Origin of the sequence: Pokkaliibacter sp. MBI-7 (genome assembly GCF_029846635.1) — a bacterium.
Classification (GTDB): Bacteria; Pseudomonadota; Gammaproteobacteria; order Pseudomonadales; family Balneatricaceae; genus Pokkaliibacter.
In genome coordinates this window covers 52585-77236 of record NZ_JARVTG010000002.1, presented here as the reverse complement: position 1 = coordinate 77236, position 24652 = coordinate 52585, and the positions used below count along the sequence as shown (strand labels likewise).

Sequence of the window (24652 nt, the reverse complement as noted above, 5' to 3'; positions counted from 1 at the left end):
CAGTGGGCACGGCAAGCGTTCCCGCTGTAGGATTAAAATAAAGTAGGTTACTTTTAAATATAGTTGGTAACTAGTAAATAAAGCTGGTAACTTAGCTCCGTATACTTTATGCGCAAATGTCGGAGGTACGGAGCTTGACCAGCTTATCCCTTGATTCTCGTTCCCTGAAATGGATTAAACAGGGTCGCGGAAAGGGTTCAGGAAAAGACTACCAACCCTGGTTGACCGTCAGAGACCTACCTTCAGCCGGACGATCTCACCGCATCTGGGGATTCCAGACTCAACGAACCCACCATCTGTTGTCAGACCTAGAGCTGGCGGCGTTCTTTTTGTTTGACTGGAATCTATCTGTCACTGATATCCGGGAGCAATACCCTCTCCGATTAGAGGATACCATTGAGCTTGCAGCGCAAGCGCGTATCCGCCATCCCGAAGTGCGAGGACAAATTCAAGTCATGTCCACGGATTTTCTGGTAGACACCAATAAGCCTGAGTTTCCAAGAATGGCTATTCAGGTAAAAACCTCTTCAGATCTTTCTAATCCTAGAACTATTGAAAAACTGGAACTTGAACGGCGTTATTGGGCGTTGAAGGAAGTTCCATGGTATTTGCTAACAGAAAGACAAATCCCCAAGACCGTTACCAAGAATATTGCCTGGCTGTATCCAGCGCAATTGGTTCTGGATGGGATCGAGGATACTCTGAATATGGCTTCCCTTTACCAGGGCTTCTTTATAAATCATCCGACTTTACTGATTTCTCAGGTTGCAATGATGCTCGATCAAGCCTATTCACTCTCTCCGGGCGAATCCCTGCAAAAGATACGCTCGCTGTTAGCCTTGAGGGTTTTCTTATTCGATATCAGAAAGCCTTGGTCAACGCTGGCTGTAGGGGAGTTACGAGCATCTTCAGACATTGAATCATTGAGGAATTATTATGTTGCGAATCAATGATGTTGTGGTATTCGGGGAGGCTCGGTATCGTATTCTTAATGTCTCAGATATTCGATATACGTGGATTAATATCGACTCCGACAAAGCTTTCCCTGAACGGGTTTCCCTGGCAGAAGTGGAAGACTTCATCCTTTCTGAGACCTTAAAAAAAATTGATGATCCTTATTCTCATCTTGCCGCTCAACTCCCGGCACACGGCTCAGTAGCACAGCAAATCCGGGACAAGCGTATGGCCGTTATTGAGCCTTTAATACACCAACCGGATATCTATTATCGCAGCGGCAGGGGCGCACTGGTTCAGCAGGTTGTTACTGAATCTGGTACGGCCAAAAAAACAATATATGCCTATCTTCGCCAATATTGGCAGCGAGGTTGTACACCGAACGCGCTTTTGCCGGACTACGATAAATCAGGCGGGCGAGGAAAGAAACGCACAGCTTCAGGAAAAAAATTAGGGCGTCCGAGAAGTATAGCGCCGGGTACCGGCGCCATTGTCGATACTGGCGTTGAACGCATGTTTCGCATTGTGCTTGATCGCCACTATCTGACGGAGAAGAATCATTCTCTACCCTATGCTCATCGACGCTTCGAAGACATGTTTGAAGCGGCTCATCCCGATGTACCGAAAGAGAATTTCCCGACAGTTGCTCAACTACGCTATTTCTACGAGCGGGAATATGTCCGGCCTGAACGTATCCGGCTGAGAGCCAATAAAATTGAATATCAAAAGGACATCAGACCGTTACAAGGAACAGCCACAACCGGGGTTCACGGTCCTGGTGCACGCTACGAGATCGACGCGACTATTGCCGATATCTATCTGCTTTCCGCTGACAGACAAAAGATTATTGGCCGACCAACCTTGTACGTGGCTGTCGATGTCTATAGCAGATTGATTGCTGGTTTCTATGTGGGACTTGAAAACCCCTCCTATGTGACTGCTATGTTGGCACTGGTGAACGCCATGATCGATAAATCTCAGGTATGCCATTCTTTCGGTTATGACATCGAGCCAGAGGATTGGCCGTCGATTGGACTGCCGGACGCAATTTTGGCTGATCGCGGTGAGTTGCTGGGCCATCAAATTGAATATCTGGAGCAGGCCTTTGGTGTTCGGATTGAAAATACACCACCTTATCGTGGGGATGCGAAGGGTATCGTTGAGCGGCATTTTCGTACCATTCAAGCGGACTTCAAGCCGTTTGCACCAGGAGTGGTTGCTGGAACTACTGTTAAAAAGCGCGGCGGGAAAGATTATCGGTTGGATGCAACACTTACATTGGACGAATTCACTAAAATAATTATCGGCTCTATCCTGCATCGCAACCAGAGTTCGGTATTGGTCAAGTATGATCGCGATCCGGATATGCCGGATACACTCGCACCTGTACCGATTAATATCTGGCAATGGGGTATTCAAAATCGTAGCGGACGGTTGCGTAACACATCGGAGTCGGCATTGAAGCTGGCATTGTTGCCTCGTCAAAAAGTAACGCTTTCCGATTACGGTATTCAATGCTTCGGTGCCTTTTATACTTGTAGGGAGCTGCTGGCGTCTGGCTGGCTCCATAGAACCGGGCAACAGCGACCTGGCTCCTTTATAGCGGCGTATGCCCCCTCGGTAGCCGACATCATTTATGTCTTCCCAGATGCAACAAAATCAGATTATTGGGAGTGCTCGCTCACTGATCGCTCAAGGGAATTTAGGGGCCGGTCGATGTGGGAGTTATGGGACAGCCAGCAGCAACAACGAAAATCAACAGCAGCAGCTAAATTGAAAGAGAGGGAAAGCAAAAGATCGCTGGAAAATGTGATTCAGGAAACCATCCAAAACGCGGAAAAGCTCCGTCCTTCCTACTTTGGTGAATCGAAAACAGAAACTTTGGCTGGCATCAATCAAAACCGACGGGAAGCCCGTGAGCAGGAACGCCAAAAACGTCGAGCGGATAACAAGCCTACTGAGCCGAAACCCAAAGCAGATGTCAGGTATTTGACTGACCAGCCCGAAGATGGGGCTTTCCCAGATTTTCTGGATGACCTGTTTGGAGATGATGAATGACGCTACCCAAAGGCATGGTACAAGCAATTTATAATGATACCGGGATCGGTCAGTACCAAGGAAACCCGCTCATTGAAGCTTTGCCGCCGATCCTGGACCGGCGTCAGCTAAAGGACGGGTTATCGGGTCAAATTACGTTTCGCCCAACCGACGTTTATCTTGATGGCCAGACCCGTATTCATGTCATATCTCAATTACTTGATAATTTTTTCCAGCCGCTATCCCGTCACATTGAGCTGGAGTCAAAATTATCGGTCATGCTTCGACAAGGGTATGTTGGCAGAAATCTGGCGACAGGCGAACTGAATGCCCACATCCAGAATGGTTATGAGCGAGTCATGCAGGGCGATTTGGCTGTTTTCCGGTTCGAGCATGTGGAATCCACCGCTAAGAGTCTGGCTTTCATTGGTTGTTCTGGTTCAGGCAAGACAAGCTCATTGAACCGTATTCTGGCAACCTATCCCCAGTTGATATATCACGAGGCCTACAATTTCACTCAGATCGTTTTCCTCAAAATTGACTGCCCGCATGACGGTTCCTTGAAAAGCTTGTGTCATAACTTTTTTCGGGAAATTGACGCGGTACTCGCCACGAATTACGTACGCCGCTACGTGGAAAAACGACATAGCGTGGAAACCTTGATTGCGGTAATGGCACACATTGCCAACACCCACGCAATTGGACTGTTAGTGATTGATGAAATCCAGCACTTGAGTGTTAAGAACTCAGGTGGTGCCGAGCGCATGCTCAATTTCTTTGTCACACTGGTTAATGAAATTTCGGTCCCGGTTGTCATGGTGGGGACACCAAAGGCCAGATCTGTCTTTGAACTGGACTTGCGGTCCGCTCGCCGTGGTGCAGGTTTTGGTTCAATATTATGGGAGCCGTTAAGCAAACCATCAGGCGAGCAGGAGGTATCCCGTACCGAGTGGGGAGCCTTCACTAGCCGTTTGTGGAAGTATCAATGGCTGACTAAAGCATCCCCTGAAGTGACCGATGAAATTAGAGATACTTGGTACGAGCTTTCACAAGGCATTATGGATGTCGTCATCAAGTTGTTTGTTCTGTCACAGATCCGGGCTGTTGTCACCGGAATTGAGCGCATTACCCCCACCTTGATGCGAAAGGTATATCAGGATGAGCTAAAACCTATCCACCCCATGATTGATGCGTTACGGTCGGGTGATGTAACAAAAATAGCGCGTTACTCAGATCTGACTATCCCTGACGTAGATAGAAAAATACTGGAGCTGGGCCACCTGCTGCGCTCTAACCAGGAAAGCATTGATACCGTAGTCAAGTATGGGGGTAATGAACAAGCTGTTCGTTTGCACAATATGCTGGTTGATATGGGGTATGCCTCTGAGCTGCTTGAACCTCTGATCAACAGAGCGTTTGAGGATCACCCGGGCCTTGTGATGAAGGACCTTATGCCGCTGATCCTCTCTTGGTATCAGAGTGCAGAGATAGAAGAACCAGCGTCAACCACACCCAAACTTAAGGCTGTGAGGAAAGCTGACTGGCATACTCTGGATTCAGAAGACTTGCGTTTCCTATTCTCGCAGTCCGCCAATGAGGAAACCTTCCAGGAATCACTTGGCCGCAACGGCCTGTTTTTTGATGCCCAGGACTGGGTCAATTCCTTTGGGTGATGACTGTGTTGAATTTTCCTATACCCTACACAGAGGAATTGATGTACAGCACTGTGGCAAGAGCAGGTGTCCGGCAGGGGCTGACCAGCCCAAAGCAACTGTTGGATGAGGTCTTCGAATCTCGCAGTATTATTGCAACGATAGACTTACCCAACCATCTTGCAATGCTCTCTCGCTGGCTTCCAGAGGAGTTTACACCTGATAGGTTGATCTATAGTCATAGCTTATTTCCGCTTTACGCACCTTTTGTACCTGAGGCTCGACGGCTTCAGTGCATGAATTGGTTGTACCAGGGTACTCAGGGTGCCGCTCATCTGGCATTAGGGGTTGCCGCCTCTCGCATTAAATCCCCGCGTTTTGTCAGGTACTGTCCCGGTTGCATAGCCGCTCAACGTGAACAATATGGTGAGTATTTTTGGCGACGAGAATGGCAGGTTGCCGGGGTGGAATCGTGCCCTGAACACGGTGTGCTGATGGATACGCGGATTGCTCGCCCCTTGATTGAACGTCATCGCTTTATCGCTGCGGCACCTGAACACTGTCATGTGAGTAAACAGCAAAAGGGAATGGGAATATCTGACTGGATAACCACTCAGGTACGACGGTTGTTAGTTCGGCCTGCGCAAGCATCACCCAGCTTTGAGCAATGGACAGAGCATTATCGCAGCCTTGCTTATCGACTGGGTTTTTACCGGGGAAAAGCCCAAGTTGACCACTCGGTGATAAAAAATAAGGTATTAAAGGTGTGGCCTGCCGCTTGGTTAATCCGAAACCGTCTGATGCCTCCCAGTTCCGATATTGATGACTCAGACTGGCTGAAAGCAATCTTCCGCAAGCATCGAAAAAGTTTCAATTATCTTCAGCATATTGTTGTTCATCAGGCATTGCTGGATAGCCACTGGCAGATAGACGATGTACTTGATGAAGTTAGCCGGAAACCAACACGTAAAACGCCACAACAAGTTAAGGTTGTGATGCAAAAGTCGAATAGTCAAACGCCAGATCAAGAAGCTTGGTTTGAATTGCTATCTTCCTGCCCCCCAAAACAAGCCAGAAAAACTTCACCGGCCTTGTATGCCAGGCTCTATCGAAATCATCGCGACTGGCTGTTGGACGTTAACCATCGTCATGCGCAAGACAATTCAAATCCTAACGTACCACGCATTGATTGGGACAAACGGGATCGGGAATATCTGCAAGCACTTCGACAGCTAGCTACGTTTCTGAAGGCAAATCAACAAGGGCCTAGGCGCTCAAGAACCTACTACCTCAAGCTGCTCGGCAATCTCTCTACCCTTGAGAAGAACCTCCATCAACTGCCACGGACTTCGGCATTTTTGGTGGCTAATTCGGAAAGTGTCTCCCAGTACCAGATCCGACGATTGCAAAATGCCTATGACGATTTACGGGTTGAACCACCCCGAGTTTTGCGGAGGCTGGTTGGTTTGAGTCAAGCCGCAATGGCCTGACTCCCGAGGTTGCGGTAGTAGTTTGCCTCAGCTTCTGCCGGTGGAATATAGCCAAGTGGCTCAAGCAGCCGCTGGTGATTGAACCACGACACCCAATTGAGGGTCGCCAGTTCCACCTCTTCCAGGCTGCGCCAGCGGCGCCGGTGGATCACTTCGGCCTTGTACAGACCGTTGATCGTCTCTGCCAGCGCGTTGTCGTAGCTGTCGCCCTTGCTGCCCACCGATGGCGCGACCCCCATCTCAGCCAGCCGCTCGCTGTAACGCAGCGACACATACTGCGAGCCCCGGTCGCTGTGGTGGATCAGCGCGTTCCGCTCTGGCCGTCGGGCGTATAGCGCCTGCTCCAGCGCATCCAGCACGAAGTCGGTGCTCATGCTGCGGCTCACGCGCCAGCCGACAATGAAACGCGAGAATACATCCACCACGAAGGCCACATACACGAACCCTTGCCAGGTCGAAACATAGGTGAAATCCGAGACCCATAGCTGGTTGGGGCGCTGGGCTACGAACTGCCGATTAACCCGATCCAGCGGGCAGGGCCTGCTTTCATCTCCATGGGGGGTTCGCACCGCCTTGCCCCGGCGTACGCCATGCAGTCCTAAACGCTTCATCAATCGCTCCACCGTACAGCGGGCCACGGCAACGCCCTGGCGCTTGAGCGCACGCCACACCTTGTCAGCACCGTAGACCTGCAGGTTCTCTTCCCAGACCCGCCGAATGTCGTGGCTGAGCGCCTCATCGCGCTTGTCTCGGCGGCTGCGCAGCTCCGGCTGACGTTGTCGTGCAACATGGCGCCGGTAAGCGGACGGGGCAATCTGCAGAACCTTGCAGAGCGGCTCGACCCCGAACCGCGCCCGCTGTTGGTCGATGAACGATCTTATGACTTGAAGCGGCGGTCGAGCTCCGCCTGGGCAAAAAACGCGCTGGCCAGACGCAGGATCTCGTTGGTTTTGCGCAGCTCCCGCACCTCGCGCTCCAACGACCTGATCCGCTCATGCTCGCGAGTGGTCACACCATCACGCTGACCCGTATCACGCTCATACTGGCGCACCCAGTTACACAACGTCTGTGGGTTACAGCCTATCTTGCTGGCGATCGATACGATCGCAGCCCACTGAGACTCATGCTCACCGCGCTGCTCAAACATCATCCGTACCGCACGCTCACGGACTTCAGGGGAAAACTTGCTGTTCTTTTTCATGGCTCCATCTTCTCAAAAGTTGGAGCCTCCGCGAAAGCCGGGGCGGTTCAGTTCACGCGGATCGAAAAAATGCTCAAGGGGGCGATCAATTTCGTTCCAGAGATAGTAGCTGGTGAGCGCGATATGGGACCATGAGAGCAGTGCGACCTGGGGCACTAAAGCCCGCTGCCCTACCACCTCTGTGTTTCGGTCGTAAGAAGTGCTGGGCCTATTGCGTCACGGCAGACGTCGAGCCATCGAAACGGGACGTCTACCCTGTCAGTGTGCCGGATTACGCGCGGTGACAATCCACGCTGCTCCCTCGATCATCAGAGATCGTTCACTGGCGTACTCCGCGAAGACGGTACGAACTGCGGCCGAGGCGCGGGCGCGGATGTCGTCGGGCTGATCAGCGAGAGCGCGCGACAGCGGGCCGACCTCAAGTGTCATCTTCACCGCGTCGTCGAGCGCCGCATCCCGCGTCTCCCCCTTGCCGAACGGGATGGAGGCATCGAATGGCACGATAGCGACATCGGTGAAGCCAGCCACCGTTAAAATACGCGCAACGCGCCTCTGATCGCCAAACGAGAACGGTCCGGGCGCTTCGGGATTGGGCGGTGTCATAGGTGGGAGGATGCCTTTGATCGCACCCATCGGCAAGCGCACCCAATCGTTCTCGGCCATGCCGCGCCAGCAGACGAAAGCGACTCGCGCACCCGGCTTGAGCGCCCGGCGCATATGAGTAAATGCTGCCGTAGGATCGTCAAAGAACATCACGCCAAAGCGCGAGAACAGGATGTCGAACGCGCCCTCGGGCAATTCGGTGCTGCTGGCGTCGGCCACTTGGAACAGGGCCTGCGTATCCTGCGGCGCTAGCGCGCGCGCTCGCTCGATCAGCGGTTCGGATATGTCCACGCCTAGCACATGGCCTCCCGCGCCTACGCGGCCGGCCAGATCCAGGCTAGACGCCCCAGCGCCGCAGCCGACGTCCAGAATATGTTCGCCCGCGGCGGGCGCGGCGGCTTCGATTGCGGCCTGGCCAAACACCGCCATCATGGCATCGAGCCGAGCCTGGTAGGTGACCCAGCGCTCCCCGCTTTGGCCTTTCCAGTCAGTTATCTGATAAACATCTTTCTCTGTCATACCTTTATCCCTGTTCTGATTCGTTCTTTAACCAGGCTATCTGCCCGCGTGATCCTTACCACCGTGTGCGGCGATAAACATGGCTACGGCTGACCGGCAATAGGATTCGATTTCGTTTTCGTCCTCCGCTCTCGCCTCATCGAAGCGCGCGGTAATTAAAAGATCGCAGCCTTTGAAAAGCGCGGCAAACAAGCGGGCGGACCGGAGAGGATCGGGCACGTTCAGAAGCGCCTTCACGTGCAACTGACGCAACAGGGCCTCGATCTGGGCGATGACATAGGCGGGGCCGGCTTCGTAATGGAGCTTGCTTAACGACTTTTGATTCGTCTTGTCGGCCATGATCATGGCTTCGACACTGCGGACGTCCGGGCTCAACAGCGTGCGAAGCAGGAATGATCCCACCGCGACGAGCTGATCTTCCGCCGAACCGTCGACGCCTTCAATAAGGGCCTGTGGTGCAAACTGATGGCAGTGGGCCGTGATGGCCGAGCTGAACAGGGCTTCCTTACTCTCGAAGTGCCGATAGATGCTGAGCTTGGATATCTTCGCCCGCTTGGCGACCTTGTCTAAGGTCGTCGCTTGAAAGCCTAATTCCACAAAGAGTTCGAACGCGGCGTCGATTATCGTTTGGCTGAGCGCCTCGTTGGCAGGTCGGCCACGCCGGCCCAGATTATTGTCGGTCATAATAATTACAGTACTTGACAGTATCTTAATTTCTGAATTACGATACTATACAGTACTTAAAAGGCGCAAAGCAATGGTTAGGTGTCCCCCACATCAAGTTGTGCTTGGACTAGCCCTGCCTCCTACAACCACAACTCGGAGTTTATTACTATGGATGACGTCATCATCATAGGCGGCAGTTTTGCCGGCCTCGCCGCAGCTCTTCAACTCGGACGCGCCCGCCGTAAGGTCACTGTTCTCGACACCGGCCTACCGCGCAACCGCTTTGCTGGTCGCTCACATGGTCTGCTCGGCCACGATCACAAGCCGCCGTTGGACATTCTGGTGGAGGCGCGGCAGCAGCTGGCGCGCTATCCCACGATCAAGCTGGTTAATGCCCGAGCCGACAGCATCTCCGGCGCCATCGACGATTTCTCCGTCCTCACTGGCGATGGACAAAGCCTTGGCGCACGCCGCCTGATCCTCAGTTATGGCATTGTCGACCAGATGCCTGCTATTCCGGGCTTTGCCGAAAGCTGGGGCACATCCATTGTGCCTTGTCCTTATTGCGACGGCTTTGAAGTTGCCGGCCAACATTGGGGGCTCGTCTGGTCAGGTCCGCAGTCGCACAATCAGGTCAGACTGTTCCACGACTGGACCGACAGGTTGACTGTCTTCGCTGATGGTCACGACATTCCGGCTGACATCCGGGGTGATCTGGAGCGTCGCAACACATCTATCGTTGATGGTCGCATTATCCACGTGGCCCCTCATGGGGAGCATGGCGCCACTATCAAGCTTGATACTGGCCAAGATGTCGCCGTCGATATCCTGTTCGCACATCCGCGCAACAAGCCGTCCGCAAGCCTGCATGAATCACTGGGCCTCGCCACGGTCGAGACACCCCTTGGCATCGTCCTCAAGGTAGACGAGCGCCGCGAAACCAGCATGCCCGGCATTTACGCCGCCGGCGACCTCACTAACCCCGCAATCCCGTCGGTCACCACGGCAGCATGGCAAGGCGCGATGGCGGGTATTTTCGCCCAGCAGTCGATGCTGGTTTGAGGGGGCAGTTATGGAGTTCGAACACATCACTTTCGATTTGCCCCACGGCACTTTTCATGCACTACAAGGCGGTGATCCCAGTGGTCAACCGACAATATTCTTGCACGGCTTTCCTGACCACCCGCCGACTGCGAAGGTCTTTCTTGCCGAGCTAGCCCGCCGAGGACGTCACGTCGTTGCCCCCTGGCTTCGCGGTTACGCCCCGTCCCCGACGGCAGGGCCGTTTGATTTCGCAGCCCTCACCAGTGATGTGCTCGCGCTGATGGACTGCTGGTCTCCGGGGCGCCCCGTAGAGTTGATTGGTCACGATTGGGGCGCGCTGATCAGTTACGATGCCTGCGTTACAGCGCCTGAGCGGATCGAGCGTGCGGTCACGCTCGCAATCCCGCACCCACTCACGTTCATGGGCCGGATGACCAGCCCGGTTCAACTGCGCCGCAGCTGGTACATGGGGCTTTTTCAACTGCCTGGAAGCGGCTGGATCGCCACCGCCCGTGATCTCGCCCTAATCGACCACCTCTGGCGTCAGTGGTCGCCCGGCTTCTCGCTTGAACCTGGGATCCAAGCAGAACTACACACGCACCTACAGGCGAGCATGCCCGCACCTCTAAAATACTACCGGGCGATGCTGCGCCCCAGCATGTTTGGAGCGACGCGCCGCATGTCTCAACCGATCGAGGTGCCCCTGCTGCAGCTTCACGGTGCCAACGATGGCTGCATCCTCCCTGTGCAGGTCGACGACCGACATCGGTTTGCTGCCCAGCGCACGAAGGAGGTCGTCCCAGACGTCGGCCACTTCCTGCATATCGAGGCCCCCGAAGCGATCGCGGCATGGAGCCGAGTAGCGTCACTTCCCCAGCGTCGATAAGGGGTGGTGAGTCAAGAGCGAATCAGAACAAGGAGATAGCATGACACAGTATGATGATGCTTATCTGGTTCTGGTCTGACGACGGGACGTGACCGGTCTGATACACGGAGGCACGAAAGGAACGGCCATGCTTCAGAAGAATAAAGATCATCGATGCGGATCCGTCACCATTTCGTGAACTGGGCTACAAACGCGCTGACTATGTTTTTTAATGTAATCTATTTTTTGGAAAATCGAGATGAGTATGAAGAAAAGATCCGCTATCGTGATGGGAGGCGTACTGCTTTCGGTGCTTGTGGCGGCCGCTTTTTTCGCGCTTTCCCTGTATCCGCAGGGGGCCTCTAGCTTGGATGACCCAAGACAAGAACCACCGATAGTCAAGCTGGCAGTGACAGCGCCAGTGGCCCAGCATGAACGCACCTTCACTGGCAGTATAGCAGCGAGGGTCGAGAGTAATCTCGGCTTTCGAGTTCCCGGCAAGATCGTCGAACGACTGGTGGATATCGGTCAGCAGGTGAAAGCCGGTCAACCGTTGATGCGGATCGATGACACTGACCTTCGCCTCTCGCTCACTGCCAAGCGCAATACTGTAGCTGCAGCAAACGCCGTTCTGGTTCAGGCGCGTGCGGATGAAAAGCGCTACGTAGATCTTGTGGGATTGGCGGCGAGCCGCCAGCGCTATGAGCAGGCGAAAGCAGCATTGGATACCGCGACAGCGCAGCTTGCCGCCGCTGAAGCGGAAGCGAAGGTCGCAGAGAACGAGGCAAGCTATTCTGTTCTGGTGGCGGATGCGGATGGAACGGTGGTCGATACACTCGGCGAGCCTGGTCAGGTCGTCTCTGCTGGTCAGCCGGTGGTCAGACTTGCCCATGCCGGCCCCCGAGAGGCGGTGATCGCACTTCCCGAGACGCTCCGGCCGGTGATCGGCTCGGTGGCCGAAGCCAGCCTGTATGGAGACGACCATCGCTACACGGCACATCTGCGGCAGTTGTCGGACTCCGCCGATCCCCTGACGCGCACCTACGAGGCCCGTTACGTCCTCGAGAGCGGGGCCGCCGTAGCACCGCTCGGCGCCACGGTCACTATTCGGGTTGCCAGCCAGATGAGTCAGCCAGGAGTCCAGGTACCGCTCGGAGCCTTGCTCGACGACGGAAACAAGACCGGCGTTTGGGTCCTGGACAGAACCACCTCGACTGTACACTTTCACCCCGTCAAGCTTGTCCACGTGACCGGCGAGACTGCCATGATCTCCGGATTGAATTTCGGTGAGCCGATCATTGCACTCGGCGCTCAGCTTTTGTATGAAGGCGAACGCGTCCGGACAGCGCCCGAGGGGAGTAACTGAATATGAGCTTCAATCTTTCCGCGATCGCCGTTCGCGAACGCGCCGTGACCCTATTCTTCATCCTCCTGCTGGTAGCCGTCGGCGCCTACGCCTTCGTCAAGCTCGGGCGGGCGGAGGATCCGAGCTTCACCATCAAAAACCTGACGGTCTCCGCAGCATGGCCGGGCGCGACGGCACGCGAGATGCAGGATCTGGTCGCTGAGCCGCTGGAGAAGCGTCTTCAAGAACTGGCTTGGTACGACCGAGTGGATACCACCACGCGGCCGGGCCTGGCGTTCATGACGCTGACGCTTAAAGACAGCACTCCGCCGTCGGAGGTGCAGGAGCAGTTCTACCAGGCACGCAAGAAGCTCGGGGATGAGGTCCGCAACCTGCCGCCGGGCGTGCTCGGCCCCTTCATCAACGACGAATATTCGGACGTAAGCTTCGCCCTCTACGCACTCAAAGCCAAGGGTATGCCGATGCGCGAGCTGGCTCGGCAAGCCGAGGTGATTCGTCAGGACCTCCTGCACGTGCCCGGCGTCAAGAAGATCAATATCCTCGGGGAACGTCCCGAACAGATCTTCGTCGAGTTCTCCATCGAGAAGCTGGCAACCATCGGCGTGTCGGCACAGGATATCGTCGCCGCCTTGCAGCGGCAGAACGGCGTAACACCGGCAGGCTCGATCGACACCAAAGGGCCGCAGGTCTTCATTCGAGTAGACGGCGCCTATGACAGCGTCAAGGCGATCGCTGACACGCCGATCGCCGCTGACGGACGGACACTGAAGCTCTCCGACATCGCCGAGGTTCGCCGTGGCTACGAGGATCCTCCGACCTATCTCATACGACATCAGGGTGAACCCGTTATCATGCTCGCGGCGGTAATGCAGGAGGGCTGGGACGGTCTTGCGCTCGGCAAAGCACTGGAGGAGAGAACTGCTGTGATCGCCCGAAGCTTGCCGCTCGGGATGACGCTAGACAAGGTGAGCGACCAGGCTGTTAACATCACGCATGCGATCAACGAATTCATGGTGAAGTTCGCGATGGCGCTTGGCGTTGTCCTGCTGGTGAGCCTCATTAGCATGGGGTGGCGCGTCGGCATCGTGGTGGCAGCAGCAGTCCCCCTGACGCTTGCGGCCGTATTCTTCATCATGCTGGAAACCGACCGGGTCTTCGACCGCATAACCCTTGGCGCTCTCATTTTGGCGCTTGGCCTTCTCGTGGACGACGCCATCATCGCCATTGAGGTTATGGTCGTGAAGATGGAAGAAGGCATGGACCGCATCAAGGCGGCGGCCTATGCCTGGAGCCATACAGCTGCCCCGATGCTGTCGGGAACGCTCGTGACGATCACCGGTTTCCTGCCAGTTGGCTTTGCGCCCTCGTCGGCTGGTGAATACGCCGGCAATATCTTCTGGGTTGTGGGGTTCGCGCTCATCGTCTCATGGATTATCGCGGTGGCCTTCACGCCCTATCTCGGCGTCAAGATGCTGCCCGCGATCAAACGGGTCGAAGGCGGTCACCACGCGATCTACGACACACCGAACTACCGGAGACTTCGACGGCTCATTATCTTCTGCGTGCGCCACAAATTCTTGACCTGCGCCATCGTTGGTGTCGCCTTCGCGTTCTCCGTCGTCGGTATGGCTGGCGTCAAGCAACAGTTCTTCCCGACCTCCGACCGCCCCGAGGTACTGGTAGAGGTCCGCTTGCCGGAAGGCACCAGCATCGAGACGACGACCGCGGCGGTTAAGAAGCTCGAGCACTGGCTAGACCAGCAACCGGAGGCCGAGATCGTCACCAGCTATGTCGGCCAGGGGGCACCGAGATTCTTCTTTTCGATGTCGCCGGAATTGCCAGATCCGGCCTTCGCCAAGATCGTCGTGCTGACGCAGGACGCCAGCGCGCGCGAAGCCCTGAAGCACCGACTCCGCGAGGCAGTGGCCCAGGGACTCGCGCCCGAGGCCTATGTGCGCGTCACACAGTTTGTGTTCGGCCCCCCCTCTGTCTTTCCGGTCGAGTTCCGGATCATGGGAGCAGATCCCGCGCAGCTCTACGCCATTTCCGAGAAGGCGCTTGACATCATGCGGCGTGTTCCCGATGTGCGGCAGGCCAACCGGGACTGGGGAAATCGTACGCCCGTGTTGCGTTTTGTCCCGGATCAGGATCGGTTGAACCTCATCGGCCTGTCGCCGGCGGAAGTGAGCCAGCAACTCCAGTTCCTCCTTACCGGTATTCCCGTCACTGAGGTTCGTGAGGACATCCGTAACGTCCCCATTGTGGCGCGTAGTGCCGGGGCTGAGAGGCTGAACCCGGCCCGCCTGTCGGATTTCTCACTAATGAGCAGGGATGGACGGCAAGTTCCGCTCGATCAGATCGGGCACTCAGAAATCCGTCTGGAAGAGCCGATCATGAAGCGCCGCGATCGCACGCCCGTCGTCACGGTCCGCTCGGACATCAATGAGGCTGCACAGCCTCCAGAGGTTTCTAAGCAAGTCATGACAGCTCTGCAGCCGTTGATCGCATCGCTCCCAGCCGGCTATCGCATTGAGATGGGTGGATCTATCGAGGAGGCTGGAAAGGCCAACACCGCGCTGGCCAAGATCTTCCCGGTCATGATCGCTGCCACGCTGATCATCATCATGCTGCAGGTGCGGTCCTTCTCAATGATGGCCATGGTCTTGCTGACAGCGCCGCTCGGCCTTGTCGGCGTCGTACCGGCGCTGCTTATCTTCAACCAGCCCTTCGGCTTCAACGCCATCCTGGGGCTGATCGGCCTCGCTGGCATCCTGATGCGCAATACGCTGATCCTGACTGAGCAGATCAAGGAGAACCGTGCGGCCGGTCTCGACGACTATCACGCGGTCATCGAGGCCACAGTGCAACGCACGCGCCCCGTGATCCTGACAGCCCTTGCGGCTGTGCTGGCCTTCATCCCGCTCACGCACTCCGTCTTTTGGGGGTCAATGGCCTATACACTGATCGGCGGCACGGCGGTCGGCACAGCGCTGATCCTGCTTTTCCTCCCTGCACTCTATACCGCATGGTTCCGGATAAATCCGACTGTGGACGAGGTCGGCGAGGACGCGGCCGCACCGAGAAAGCCCTGATCATGATCTGAAGCGGGTAATCAGCTTACATCGGCGGGACGAAAGACCGTTTCGCCGAAGGTCAACATCACCGGATCGCCGGCATGAACTTGGACACGGCGATCTTCATCTTCTGGAGTACAATGAAACTTGGCGAAGTCATCGCCAGACAGAAACGCGAAGGAAAGCTGCTATCGGCCGATCTGCTGACCTACGTCTCTTCGTTGGAGGGAAAATGGTTCGCTGAATGAAAGTAACTGTCTTTATTACAAGCATTTTGCTTGGTTGGAGTGAAATTAGGGTAGTTTGTTACCTACTTTATATATTTATGTTTTATATTTAATGCATCATATAGGTGCCAATCTGCAATTTAAGTTACCATCTTTATTTGTTTGCCACACCCGCCCCATGTCAACAGCTTAACGTCCCAATCCGCCCGTTTCGTGAGCAGGCCCCAGGTACAACACCTGGGAGAATAGGGTATTTATTTGTTTGTTTGTTTGTTTTGATATAATGAGATTATCACGTGATGGAGGATCGGTTATGCGCCCTGCTGAGTTTTCCCCGGAAGAGATCATCGCTGCTGGCGAAGCCCTGGTGGCCGCTGGTCGCAATGTGACCGGCTTCGCCCTACGGCAGAAGGTCGGTGGCGGCAACCCCAATCGGCTCAAACAAGTGTGGGATGAGCATTTGGCGGCAAAGAACACAACAGAGGCTGAACCTGTGGCGGAGTTGCCAGTCGAAGTGGCTGAGGAAGTCGCAGCTGTCACCAAGTCGCTGACCGAGCGGCTTGCGACGTTAGCTGTCGAGTTGAACGACAAGGCGGTGAAGGCAGCTGAGCGTCGGGTCGCCGACGTGCTGCGCACGACTGGGGAGCAGCGCGTGCAGGCAGAGCGGGAGCTGGTTGATGCCGCACAGACGGTTGATGAGCTGGAGACACGGTTGGATGAGTCGCAGGCGGAAGTTGAGTTGCTGGAAAGGCAGCTCAGTGAAGCGCGAACTCATGGACAGGCACAGGCTGTCGAGTTGGCTCAGCTACGTGAGCGTTTGGCAGCGTCTGAACAAGCGGTAAAGGTTGCGGCGGAAACTCATGCTCAAGAGCTGGAGCAGGCACACTCTGACATGAAGGCGGTGCGGGCCGAGCTAGATACAGCTCGTCGAGAAGCAGCCGAAAAGATCGAAACGCTGCGGGGTGAGTTGGCCGAGCACAAGGCCAGGGCGGCGGCAGATGCTAAGGTGCACGCCGATTACCGGGCGAGGGTGGAGCAGGATACCGCACGAATGACCGAGATGCTGAATCAGACTAAAGAGGCGCTGGAAGCGGCGCGGCATGATGCGGCAGCCGCCCGTGAATCTACTGCAAAGCTCTCAGGTCAGTGGGAGGTGATGCAGGCTCAGAATGCCACTCTACTGGCTGCTGTCCAGCTGCGGTCTGATCAGGGTGCGGGTGGAAAATAACTCCATTGCCTGATGCCTCCACTGCCATCACACCACAATCCAATCCTCTGTCCCGCCGTCAGGCTTGATGCAGGACGGCACCACTGCTTTGTTCCGAGATATGTATTTCAGGCACGGGAGTGTCATGCATTTGCCCTTTGAGCTCAATCCGCAAATCATCTACAGTCAGGCTGGCTCCATCGGTAAGGCCACCACGGTCACGCTGACACTCGACAAGACCGGCTTCCGCTGCAGGGATGCATGCCGGTCGAGGTAGAAAGTCGAGATATGAAAATCGCGATCGTCAAAGCCTATAACTATGGGATCGATTCCCTGAATGAATCGGGGGACCCGAGCAAGCGCTACAAGCACAAGCTGGAACGGCTAGCTGCCTTAGATGTGCGGAGCCACCTAAGCCGATTGAGGGGATACACACGGCACCGGGACAACGAACTCCTCATCCTGCTGTAGAAAAGGCAAGGTGGCTCAACGTGGACTCCTATAGAGTGTGAACTTCCTCCGGTTGGTACTATGGGAACACAAGATTGAATAGCTGGGAACGGCGCGGGATTAGCGGTGACTACCTCACAGGGAAAGACCCGCAAGCTCTGAAATCCTGGCTGGATGCCGAACAGTTAACTCATTGGCAGCGGATCTACCCACCGGATGCGGTTATGCAGAAGCTACGCGAACGACTTGAGAAGGAGAGCCTGGATGGCAACGGCGACACCACCGACTGAGACCACGTCTGACAAAAACGAAATGGGCTCAAGAATCGAGTGCGATCACTGCTACGACTATTTCTCTCCAGAGTTCATGGTGTATATGGATGGCATCGCAGACGGTCAGACCTGGTGCAAGAACTGCCATGAGGAGTTTGGTGTATTCTGCGGGCGGCTGGATCGTTAAATAGGCCCGTGTGGATATTGGAGCGCTTCGTGCTGAAGTGGATTGATTGATTAATCAAAGCACGCCGCGTAAAACTTGCTCTACATTAATTCAAGCAGGCTAGAACCCCAGTTCATGGGCAGGCCTATTTGAGCCAGCCTCAAAGGCAAATACGGGCCAAGCCTTAGCATTTCCCTCTACAGCCATGTTGTATTCAGCTTCGCTCGCTGGAATACGATTATCCACCAAGAAATAGCCGATTAGCGGTTTGCGAAGTCTAATCCTTTTGGGTTTCCCAGCCCCATCCTCATCTAACTCGTAATCGGTAACGATTAAGGCTTGTTGATCTTCACTAAGGTGCGGATTAGGTCTCAGTTCAAGTTCGACTATCTGCTCCCACTCAACATCAAACTCAGGTGGAATACCTCTACAGCGCTCAAAAGCCGGGGCGCTCTCTCCCCAGTCCTTCGTGGACTTAGAGGGTTTGACCACTTTGGGTGTGCTTTTAAATCGACCAATGAGGAAATCACGATACGCCAAGCTATCCCAGCAAAACGCGCGTACGTGGTAACGGTTGTTAACGAACGCGATTGCCGTAGGCGTTAGCCGTCGGCCACGCCCCTTAGGTGAATTCATCGAAGCAACCACGGCTTCGATAGACCGCTGGTGTTCGATGGCCGAGAGCAACCGGGCTAGGACGCACAGATTGTGGCGGCGCGTCAGCATCGGCATTTCGGTGGCGTGGGCGGCCACGGGCGGCGCGTACTCTTCTATGGTCTGCCACTGTAAATCCGCTTCGGACAGCAAAACCGGCTCAAAGCTTTCAGAGGGTTGATGGTAGGGAATACCCAACTGATATTGCTTTACCGCCTTTGGAGCGATTTGCTGATAAAGTTTTATGTCTTTCTGAGCCTGGGGACGCGAGATCCCAAAGGTCTCCATCAGCATGGTCGTAGTTAACCGTCTCTCCCAGAGTAACTGGCGTTCGATATAACACAGGCGCAGCCACTGCGGGTGCGAATACGCTCCAGCTTCAAGTCGCTTACTAGCCAAATCCGTCACGGAGACTGCTTGCTTGTCTGACGCGATCGCGGGTTTGATGTACTGCGAATACTGCATCTAGCGGCCCTTCCACTCTCGCCTAATGACTCATACCACAGCAGTGTAAGTGGATACTGTATAAACATCTACTACCTATATTTAATATATAGATGTATAAAATATAGATACATTGGCGGTCTGCAGTGCTCCTCTACGTGGACTAAGAACGTAACGACAGCGCATAAGGTGATTCAGTGAGCTTTGCCACTCTCAATACCAATCTGTTTAAACCCATATCGGGTGAGAACGGGCGGTCGATGCTCTCGTTATTAGTTGAGCTTGATGCTTTCCTGGATCCGGCACAACTGGTCGATGAACCTACGCCGCTACAAGTGCGAGTCTTCCTTCGGGACTATATCGCTAATAAGAATCTTCGTCTTGAAATAGAGTCGGGTGAGGCTGCAGCAGGAAATCCAGCTCCGGAACAGTACATCTATAACAGACTGCGTGACACGGGGTGGATTCGGGAAGAGCAGGAGAACGGATATCGATATGTTGTGTGGATGGCGCAAGATGCTCGAAGACTATTGCACTTTATAGGCAGTATGAGTGCCGAGCATCCCTCATTAGGTGTGGTGTGTTTGGCGGTACGCTCGAACCTCTCTGACGTGGTAAAGGAGCCAGCCAACGGGTCATTAGTACGCAAAGCAGCTGATGACATGGAAGGCTTCTTAAACCGACTCAGAGCACTTGTGGGGAACATCCGCGAAATCCATCATGTAATCAGTAGTGGTTCCGCCCAGGGCACTAACAATTTCGCCTTTTACTTTGACAACTACTTGGGCGAGCTCTTTCTGCCCAACATTGAGAAGTTGGCTCTGAAAGGAAACCCCAACCTCCATGCGAGTATGATTCGTAAGCTGGTTAGCGATATCCGTTTCAGCCCAGAACGTATGGAAGCCTGCGCTAAGGCCTATAAGCGCGATGATATTTCAAACCCTTCGACTCAGCTTGTGGAAGCAGATCTGGATCGCTTGAGCAGAGCGTTTGACAGTATCGATCCACTGTTCAAGAAGACCCAGGACTACGCACGCCGGATAACCCGTCGGATGCACGAGAAGATCAAGTATACCGTGCACACCCCCAGCAATATGGGTCAACAAATTCAGGGGCTGCTTGATCGCATCGGTACTGAAGCTAAGCTCACCACCTTACCTAGCCCGTTAATAGGTGAAGAACTACTCGCCGATAGCCGGTTGGCATCCCCTAAGGCAAAGCCTATACCTCCAGTACCGACCGCACGCAGACAACAAAAGCCGCTATGGGAAAAACGGGCTTACAACCAGCTCAAGCAAGAGCACATTCACTTCCAAAAATGTGATCCCGCGCGTGTTGCCAACTTCATTGAATCAAACCTCCGCGGGCGAGTTCAGATAACGACGGATGACCTTAGGATCGACACCGCTGATGACATGATGGCAGCACTTCATTTGCGCCTACTGGCACAAGGCTTATCGAAAGCGCATCCACTCTACCCTCTGAAATTTACGTACTGCGTTGAATTCGATGAGGGAGAGTGGACGGACCTTGAACAGATGGCCGGTCTTCGCCTGACAATCCGCCGGCACGCCACCACGGAGAAACACTCACATGGCCAGTGAAATCGTGCTCAGAGAGCTGAAAGATATCGAGGCGAAAACATCTCAGGACTATGCCGACAGCCTACGCAATACAGCAGCGTATCTGCTGCAGAAACAGTGGGTATGGAAGGGAAAACGTGGCCAAAAAGAGCACTTTAAGCTGTGTGAGGATAATCAGACCTATTTTCACAAGCTCTTTGATGGGCTGGACATGACATGGCACTACGATCGCAACTTTGGCTATGCGGGAGTCTTGCCTCGTGGTTCGGGTAAGCAACTGGATATCACCTCGACGCTTTTTCTCCTCATCCTTCGGAAAATGTATGACGCCGAAGCATCGATGGGACGTACGGAGCTTGGCCGTGTAACTCCGCCAACTGTCGAGCTTTTAAATCAGTACGAGCACGTTAAGGGAGAAATACCTCTCATTACAGATACCAACAACGCCATGGAAATTCTGAGGAAGAAGGGAATTATTGAACTCGGAAATAGGGACCCAGACACAAAACTCTACGAGGTGACTGTACTCCCCAACATCACCCGTGTGGTAAGCCCAACCTACGTGGGTACGCTCAACCGCTTTTTAGATAGCTACACCTCCGAATCTTCGCTTAGCGAAACGGCGCACGAAGAAACCGATGACATTGAGAGTGAGGAGCTGTCCGATGACAACGCAGAATAATCCCATCTCGGCACATACCCTCCATAATGTTGTTCTTGCACAGTGGTACCTATTTGAGCTGGAAACGATCTATCTGAACGTATCAGCGACGCTGGTATCGGGTGAGAACGGAGCGGGAAAAACAACGATATTTGATGCTATTCAGTTTGTGTTGATGGGGGGCGACCAACGAAAAACCCGTTACAATGCGGCTTCTGACGCTAAAACCTCGGAGCGATCTGCACGCAGCTATGCGTTGGGCGAGCTTAAAGAAAACGATGCAATAAGTGTCCAGCGCGAGAGTGCCAACACCTACATATTCCTGAACTGGTACGACGACCAACAACGCCCATATGCTTTTGGTCTGTCTGTTTATGCCAACATCCAATCGCCGAACATTGAGACCCGTGGCCATATCATCAAAGGCCGCCACATCACTGAAGTTGATCTGTTGTCCGGGGATGACACCTTTCTGCCGTGGCGTGAGTTTGTCGAGCGGATGAAGCTGACCACTAAAGAACATCGTGGAGCGGTTAGCTATGAGACACTCGATAATGCGAGGATGATACGGGAAAAAATTTCTGAGGCGATGTCTGTCAATCAGACGCGCAGTGCCAAGATCGAGCCTGACTTGCTAGTTAAGACGTTATCGAACGCTCTTCAACTGAAAATGGACAGTCCGATCGATCCCTTCATACGAGACTTCATCCTGCCCCCGGATCCGATTGAAACCGACCAACTGCGTGAAGATCTTCTCGAGCATCAACGCATTGAGGAGGAAATCGCGCGTGCCGAGAGCCACAAAGGCGCTCGAGAGGCATTGCTCAAAGAGGCGGAGAAGGTAACGAGGCACCGAACCAACGCCCATCATGCGCTATGGGTTTCACAGGAAGCCGAGGCAGTGCGGCTCGATGAAGAACTCAGTCGCTTGGAGGATGAGCAAGGAGCGGAGCAGGAGCGTCTAGAAACAGCGAAACGTACCATCGCCCGAGAGACGCCTCGGCTATCTGAACTCAGGCAACGTCGTGAAGATGCACACACTGCATGGCTAAAATCTGATGCCGCGAGTTTGAGCAAATCCGTTGATGCAGCACAGAAGCAAGTATCTCAATCCAAGTCCAATCTAACCCATTCAATCCGTGCGCTGCAGGTAGCAGTGCGTTCTGTGATACAGCAAGGATTTCCAATCACACTAGACATCCAGAGTTTCGAGCTGTTAGCCAAACATTGGGCAGGCTGTGTGGATGTACTAGAGCAAGCAGGCGTCGACAGTCTATCCACCTCGGATCCCGCTAATACATTCAATGTGGCCGCCAGGATCAAAGGCACAAAATCGCTGTTAGGCGAGATCACAGCTCTCTTGGAAGGCGCCGATAAGGACGTGAGCCGCGAGCTGAACCGAATCAAGGAAGAAGGTAAAGGCTTGCAGGGGCGTATTGACCGACTTAAGCAGGGGCTATCCGACATCCACTCAGCGACGAGCATGGCGATTGAACTGCTTAAGCGCGAGGGGATTCAGTCCGTACCCGTCTGTGATCTTTGTGAGGTTACCAATAAAGAATGGCAGGAAGCTTTGGAGTCGTACCTGGGACCTAACCGCGAAGCGTTGGTAGTGGCTGAGCATGACTTTAACCATGCACTTGAAGTGTACGAAGCGGCACAGAAGCAAGAACCTCGGCTCAAGCGAGCACGCATGATTAACCCTGACCATGCTATTCGCGCCAACAAAACACCTACTGACCGAATGGTTTCAACACTGATCGAAACCACCGACCCGATCGCACGCGGCTTCATGAACATCGTTCTGGACAAGACGAAGATGGCAGTAACGCGCGATGAACTTAGAAGAGAGCGCAAAGCGCTCATGGTCTCGGGCCTCGCGACGGGCGGCGGTACGGTAGGTGGAACCGCCCGAATCCAAGGGCTACTGATTGGCAAGCACGCGAAAGCACAGCAGCGTGAACTCCTGGAAACAGCACTGGAATTGCTCGCACGGCGCGTGGTTAATCTAGGTGCGCCAGCATCAACGCTAAGTGATCTAAACCGACAGTGGGCAGGTCTATCAGCAGCCATTGTAGATGGAGCAGTGTCCGTACAGGAACAAAGCACACGCTTGGTGGCAGACGAGAAGGCACTGTCAATTGCTCAAGAGCAGTTAAAACCGCTTACATCCGAAGACGAACGACTCAAAGCATCAAAGGATCAAGCGGAGGCAGAATTCGACTCGTGTAGCACAGCAATCGCAAACGCCAACGCCGAGTATAAGCAAGTCGAGGCCGCACTTGTAGCGATGAATGCTGAGATTGTATGCCTTCGACCACAGAGAGACACAGCTGAGAACATTCGCAGTGAAACTGACAAGTCCCCCCTGCACGATGCAGCTGCAGCGGCTGAACGCTGGCACACCTACGAACAGAAGTTTGAAGGCCAAGATGGGATCTATGCCCTGATTCGAAAAAAAGCACTAGATGACCATCAAGAGGCACGGGATAAAGCGATCAAGTCACGCGCGGAACTGCAACAGAAGGTGGTGGGGTTTACAACCGACTTTGCGGAAGATATCGCAAATCGCCAAGAACTACTCGAAGCCGCCAAACTGGATAACGCCGACACGGAGGCATACCACTTCATCGAGGCGGATTGCACCGACTGGGTTGAACGCATCCTAGCGGTACAGCTTCTAAAACATCGTCAAGCGGCCCAGGAAGCAGCTGAGCAGATGGAGCGAAACTTCCGAGGCATCATAGTAGGTGAACTGCAGAGTCGCTTTGAGCAGATGAAATATACCTTCAATCAGCTCAACAACCTGCTCAAGAAGATCCCGTTCCACGACAACATCTACAGCTTCCACTTTAAGGTTCTCGATACTGAGGGCATGAATACCGTCTACGAGTACATTACGACCGCAGATAAGGAAGAGACTGAGTTGGTCGGTACATTGTTCGAAACAGTATCAGAGCATCCAGCAATCGCCCTGTTGAAAGAGGCACTGATCAGTGGCGACGATTTAATCAATGAGATAAGGGACTATCGCGGTTTCTTTACCTACGATATGAAAATGCGCAACCCTGCTACTGGGGCTGAGCGCCGTGTGTCAGATATGCAAAAAACCGGGTCAGGTGGTGAGCAACAGACACCAGCATATATAGCACTGGCCGCAAGCTTTATGAACGTCTACAAGATCCGTGGTCACTCAGCTCGAGGAGCGTCTTTGGTCCTCCTCGATGAAGCGTTCAACAACATGGATGGTGGGAATGCAAGCGCTGCAGTTGCCTTCCTCAAAAAAATTGGGCTGCAACTACTGATTGCAGCCCCGCCCGAAGTAACCCTTAAAATCGGCAAAGAGATGGATCAGATCTATACCATCTGCCGTGAGGAAAGGGATGTGGTGGTTGACCACACAAAGATTTTCGCGGCGGGACAGGAACTCATTGATCAACGCAATCCAGTTTACCATCCCGAGCTGGTAGCTGAACGGGCGGCTGAGCTGAAAGCTAAAGTCGAGGCAGTTGGGTGA

The 24652-nt window shown here is 54.2% G+C and carries 19 protein-coding genes, 1 pseudogene and 1 other annotated feature; of the genes and pseudogenes, 16 read left to right on the top strand and 4 right to left on the bottom strand.

What is annotated here, in order from left to right:
• Nucleotides 1–134 precede the first annotated feature (134 nt).
• From QCD60_RS20035 to QCD60_RS20020, 4 genes are read left to right on the top strand one after another with little or no spacing between them, the layout of a single operon-like run.
• Complete coding sequence (locus QCD60_RS20035) at nt 135–953, top strand: TnsA endonuclease N-terminal domain-containing protein (protein ID WP_279788006.1); 819 nt, start codon at nt 135–137, stop codon at nt 951–953.
• On the top strand, nt 937–3012 hold the full coding sequence (locus tag QCD60_RS20030) for a DDE-type integrase/transposase/recombinase (RefSeq protein WP_279788005.1): 2076 nt from the start codon (nt 937–939) through the stop codon (nt 3010–3012). The genes QCD60_RS20035 and QCD60_RS20030 overlap by 17 nt, the downstream gene beginning before the upstream one ends.
• Nucleotides 3009–4664: an AAA family ATPase gene (locus QCD60_RS20025; RefSeq protein ID WP_279788004.1), complete on the top strand. Its 1656-nt coding sequence runs from the start codon at nt 3009–3011 to the stop codon at nt 4662–4664. Before QCD60_RS20030 ends, QCD60_RS20025 begins: the two co-directional genes overlap by 4 nt.
• A complete protein-coding gene (locus QCD60_RS20020) occupies nt 4664–6133 on the top strand; it encodes a TnsD family Tn7-like transposition protein (RefSeq protein ID WP_279791036.1) in 1470 nt (489 codons plus the stop codon). The genes QCD60_RS20025 and QCD60_RS20020 overlap by 1 nt, the downstream gene beginning before the upstream one ends.
• Here QCD60_RS20020 and QCD60_RS20015 read toward each other — a convergent pair.
• From QCD60_RS20015 to QCD60_RS20005, 3 genes are all read right to left on the bottom strand, one after another.
• Nucleotides 6115–7334, bottom strand: a protein-coding gene (locus tag QCD60_RS20015) for an IS3 family transposase (protein WP_279788003.1) whose coding sequence is annotated in 2 segments (ribosomal slippage) — nt 6115–7046 and nt 7046–7334 — 1221 coding nt in all. Because the reading frame shifts where the segments join, the coding sequence is not laid out codon by codon here. The genes QCD60_RS20020 and QCD60_RS20015 overlap by 19 nt on opposite strands.
• Nucleotides 6940–7056: a sequence feature (AL1L pseudoknot), on the bottom strand. (Overlaps the previous gene by 117 nt.)
• A gap of 258 nt (nt 7335–7592) precedes the next feature.
• Nucleotides 7593–8456, bottom strand: a complete 864-nt coding sequence (locus QCD60_RS20010) for a class I SAM-dependent methyltransferase (RefSeq protein WP_279788002.1) — start codon at nt 8454–8456, stop codon at nt 7593–7595.
• 36 nt (nt 8457–8492) lie between these two features.
• Nucleotides 8493–9140, bottom strand: a complete 648-nt coding sequence (locus QCD60_RS20005; RefSeq protein WP_279788001.1) for a TetR/AcrR family transcriptional regulator — start codon at nt 9138–9140, stop codon at nt 8493–8495.
• Between the two features lie 150 nt (nt 9141–9290).
• On the opposite strand from QCD60_RS20005, the gene QCD60_RS20000 reads away from it, so the two are divergent.
• The 9 genes and pseudogenes from QCD60_RS20000 (at nt 9291) to QCD60_RS19960 (ending at nt 17814) form a co-directional block, all read left to right on the top strand.
• Nucleotides 9291–10184, top strand: a complete 894-nt coding sequence (locus QCD60_RS20000; RefSeq protein WP_279788000.1) for an NAD(P)/FAD-dependent oxidoreductase — start codon at nt 9291–9293, stop codon at nt 10182–10184.
• A 10-nt stretch (nt 10185–10194) separates the two neighbouring features.
• Complete coding sequence (locus QCD60_RS19995; RefSeq protein WP_279787999.1) at nt 10195–11052, top strand: alpha/beta fold hydrolase; 858 nt, start codon at nt 10195–10197, stop codon at nt 11050–11052.
• Between the two features lie 238 nt (nt 11053–11290).
• A complete protein-coding gene (locus QCD60_RS19990) occupies nt 11291–12397 on the top strand; it encodes an efflux RND transporter periplasmic adaptor subunit (RefSeq protein ID WP_279787998.1) in 1107 nt (368 codons plus the stop codon).
• Between the two features lie 2 nt (nt 12398–12399).
• Nucleotides 12400–15489: an efflux RND transporter permease subunit gene (locus QCD60_RS19985; protein ID WP_279787997.1), complete on the top strand. Its 3090-nt coding sequence runs from the start codon at nt 12400–12402 to the stop codon at nt 15487–15489.
• Nucleotide 15490: 1 nt separating this feature from the next.
• Nucleotides 15491–15719: pseudogene (locus QCD60_RS30655) on the top strand (Tn3 family transposase); the annotation flags it as partial.
• 292 nt (nt 15720–16011) lie between these two features.
• The gene (locus QCD60_RS19975) at nt 16012–16926 is read left to right on the top strand and encodes a DNA-binding protein (protein WP_279787995.1); all 915 of its coding nucleotides are present in this window, start codon (nt 16012–16014) and stop codon (nt 16924–16926) included.
• 124 nt (nt 16927–17050) lie between these two features.
• Nucleotides 17051–17182: a hypothetical protein gene (locus QCD60_RS19970; RefSeq protein ID WP_279787994.1), complete on the top strand. Its 132-nt coding sequence runs from the start codon at nt 17051–17053 to the stop codon at nt 17180–17182.
• A 268-nt stretch (nt 17183–17450) separates the two neighbouring features.
• A complete protein-coding gene (locus QCD60_RS19965) occupies nt 17451–17645 on the top strand; it encodes a hypothetical protein (RefSeq protein WP_279787993.1) in 195 nt (64 codons plus the stop codon).
• Entirely contained in the window at nt 17620–17814 is a 195-nt protein-coding gene (locus QCD60_RS19960) for a hypothetical protein (protein WP_279787992.1), read from the top strand. The genes QCD60_RS19965 and QCD60_RS19960 overlap by 26 nt, the downstream gene beginning before the upstream one ends.
• Before the next feature lie 99 nt (nt 17815–17913).
• Here QCD60_RS19960 and QCD60_RS19955 read toward each other — a convergent pair whose 3' ends face one another.
• Nucleotides 17914–18912 (bottom strand): WYL domain-containing protein, encoded by a 999-nt coding sequence (locus QCD60_RS19955; protein ID WP_279787991.1) that lies wholly within the window; start codon nt 18910–18912, stop codon nt 17914–17916.
• 176 nt (nt 18913–19088) lie between these two features.
• Here QCD60_RS19955 and QCD60_RS19950 point away from each other — a divergent pair, with 176 nt between their 5' ends.
• The 3 genes from QCD60_RS19950 to QCD60_RS19940 are packed head-to-tail and all read left to right on the top strand — an operon-like array spanning nt 19089 to nt 24652.
• Nucleotides 19089–20495 (top strand): Wadjet anti-phage system protein JetA family protein, encoded by a 1407-nt coding sequence (locus QCD60_RS19950; protein WP_279787990.1) that lies wholly within the window; start codon nt 19089–19091, stop codon nt 20493–20495.
• A complete protein-coding gene (locus tag QCD60_RS19945) occupies nt 20485–21156 on the top strand; it encodes a DUF4194 domain-containing protein (protein WP_279787989.1) in 672 nt (223 codons plus the stop codon). The genes QCD60_RS19950 and QCD60_RS19945 overlap by 11 nt, the downstream gene beginning before the upstream one ends.
• Nucleotides 21140–24652, top strand: coding sequence for an SbcC/MukB-like Walker B domain-containing protein (locus QCD60_RS19940; protein WP_279787988.1), 3513 nt, complete (start codon nt 21140–21142; stop codon nt 24650–24652). The genes QCD60_RS19945 and QCD60_RS19940 overlap by 17 nt, the downstream gene beginning before the upstream one ends.

What these genes read in the sequence shown, in the direction of transcription:
- QCD60_RS19975 (WP_279787995.1), top strand. Translation starts at nt 16,012, where the DNA reads ATGCGCCCTGCTGAGTTTTCCCCGGAAGAGATCATCGCTGCTGGCGAA.
- QCD60_RS20005 (WP_279788001.1), bottom strand. Translation starts at nt 9,140, where the DNA reads ATGACCGACAATAATCTGGGCCGGCGTGGCCGACCTGCCAACGAGGCG.
- QCD60_RS20010 (WP_279788002.1), bottom strand. Translation starts at nt 8,456, where the DNA reads ATGACAGAGAAAGATGTTTATCAGATAACTGACTGGAAAGGCCAAAGC.
- QCD60_RS19960 (WP_279787992.1), top strand. Translation starts at nt 17,620, where the DNA reads ATGGCAACGGCGACACCACCGACTGAGACCACGTCTGACAAAAACGAA.
- QCD60_RS19990 (WP_279787998.1), top strand. Translation starts at nt 11,291, where the DNA reads ATGAGTATGAAGAAAAGATCCGCTATCGTGATGGGAGGCGTACTGCTT.
- QCD60_RS19995 (WP_279787999.1), top strand. Translation starts at nt 10,195, where the DNA reads ATGGAGTTCGAACACATCACTTTCGATTTGCCCCACGGCACTTTTCAT.
- QCD60_RS19970 (WP_279787994.1), top strand. Translation starts at nt 17,051, where the DNA reads ATGCATTTGCCCTTTGAGCTCAATCCGCAAATCATCTACAGTCAGGCT.
- QCD60_RS20030 (WP_279788005.1), top strand. Translation starts at nt 937, where the DNA reads ATGTTGCGAATCAATGATGTTGTGGTATTCGGGGAGGCTCGGTATCGT.
- QCD60_RS19945 (WP_279787989.1), top strand. Translation starts at nt 20,485, where the DNA reads ATGGCCAGTGAAATCGTGCTCAGAGAGCTGAAAGATATCGAGGCGAAA.
- QCD60_RS20020 (WP_279791036.1), top strand. Translation starts at nt 4,664, where the DNA reads ATGACTGTGTTGAATTTTCCTATACCCTACACAGAGGAATTGATGTAC.
- QCD60_RS19955 (WP_279787991.1), bottom strand. Translation starts at nt 18,912, where the DNA reads ATGCAGTATTCGCAGTACATCAAACCCGCGATCGCGTCAGACAAGCAA.
- QCD60_RS19940 (WP_279787988.1), top strand. Translation starts at nt 21,140, where the DNA reads ATGACAACGCAGAATAATCCCATCTCGGCACATACCCTCCATAATGTT.
- QCD60_RS20025 (WP_279788004.1), top strand. Translation starts at nt 3,009, where the DNA reads ATGACGCTACCCAAAGGCATGGTACAAGCAATTTATAATGATACCGGG.
- QCD60_RS20000 (WP_279788000.1), top strand. Translation starts at nt 9,291, where the DNA reads ATGGATGACGTCATCATCATAGGCGGCAGTTTTGCCGGCCTCGCCGCA.
- QCD60_RS19985 (WP_279787997.1), top strand. Translation starts at nt 12,400, where the DNA reads ATGAGCTTCAATCTTTCCGCGATCGCCGTTCGCGAACGCGCCGTGACC.